Raw genomic sequence first — 1210 nt, 5'->3', positions numbered from 1 at the left:
GTGGCCGGTGGGGGTTTTCAGTTCCACCGTGTGTCGTGGTCCAGGGACCGGTCTGGCTGAGAATCCGGGTGTTTCTTTGGTGTGGTTGCAGGCTTCGCAGAGGCCTTGGCCGTTGGTGCTGGTGGTGGGCCCGTCCTGGTGCCAGGGGATGATGTGGTCGTGGTGGCGGATGGGTGCATCGCAGTAGGGGATGCGGCAGGTGTCGTCGCGGACCTGGAGGAACCGGCGGAGCCCGGGAGGGAAGAGCCGGGCTTTCGAATCCATGGCGAGGAGTTCGCCGGTGCCGGGGGCTGTGAAGACTCGGCGGAGCCAAACATCAGTACCGCTGCCAGCCCTGACGTCCGTCTCCGGAGCACCGGCGCTGTCCGCTGGTCCCGCGCCGGGTCGTTCTTGCTGCCCGAGGATGGTTTGCCGTGCCCAGTGGGCGGGGACGATGCCGTAGCCTGCCAGGCGGGCGGGTTCGCTGTCGGCCTGGAAGAGGGTGCGGTCGGTCATGACGAGCTGGACTTCGATGCTGCTGATCCCGGCCGGGGTGCCAGTGATGCGCTGCACCAGTTCATCGGCCATGGCCGCGCCCCTGGAACGGTCATCACCGTTTGATCGGGCGGTGTCGGCGTGGCGGGTGAGGGCGGCGTACACGGCGACGCCCTGCGCGACCGGGAGCAGGGCGCTCAGGCGGGCCATGGTGTCCGGCGCCGGGCGGAGCGTCACGGTCCGGTCGTTCACCGCCTGATTGGCTCGTCTGGCTACGGAGTGCGGGTCGCGCCGGTACGCGGCGGCCCGGACCGCGGCAAGGATGGCCCGGTCCCCGGCGCCGGCCAGTGAACCTGTACCGGAGAGGGTGCCGGTGTCGGCGGCGAGTTCCTCATCCACCCCGCACCGGTCTTCGGCGGACAGGCATGCTGTTTCCTTCACGATGAGGGTGGCGCGCCATTCGTTCAGCTGCCCGGACTGCAGGGCGGCCAGGGTGTGGGGCATCTCGGTGGTGAGGGCTTTGGCCAGGCCCAGGAGCCGGCCGCCGCGGGCCGGGGACTCCCGGCGTGCCAACGCGACCTGCGCGGCAACACCGGCGCCCTGTTCCTTGGCCGGGACACCGGCCGCGGCCTGCTCCCTCCGCTGGGAGAGATCGAAAGCCACAGCGATCCGGGCCTGTTTCGCAGCCGCCAGCGATTTCAGGTCTTCAAGCTCCCGCACCTGATCAATCATCCCG

General features: G+C 69.8%; 1 protein-coding gene. It reads right to left on the bottom strand.

The annotated features are described in order from the left end of the window. Positions 1–1210, bottom strand: a 1210-nt coding sequence (locus HTS88_RS21945; RefSeq protein WP_425515582.1) for an HNH endonuclease, incomplete at both ends; no start/stop codon positions are given.

Source organism: Pseudarthrobacter oxydans, from assembly GCF_013314975.1.
In the GTDB taxonomy this organism is placed as follows: Bacteria; Actinomycetota; Actinomycetes; order Actinomycetales; family Micrococcaceae; genus Arthrobacter; species Arthrobacter oxydans.
This window is presented reverse-complemented; position numbering and strand designations above follow the sequence as displayed.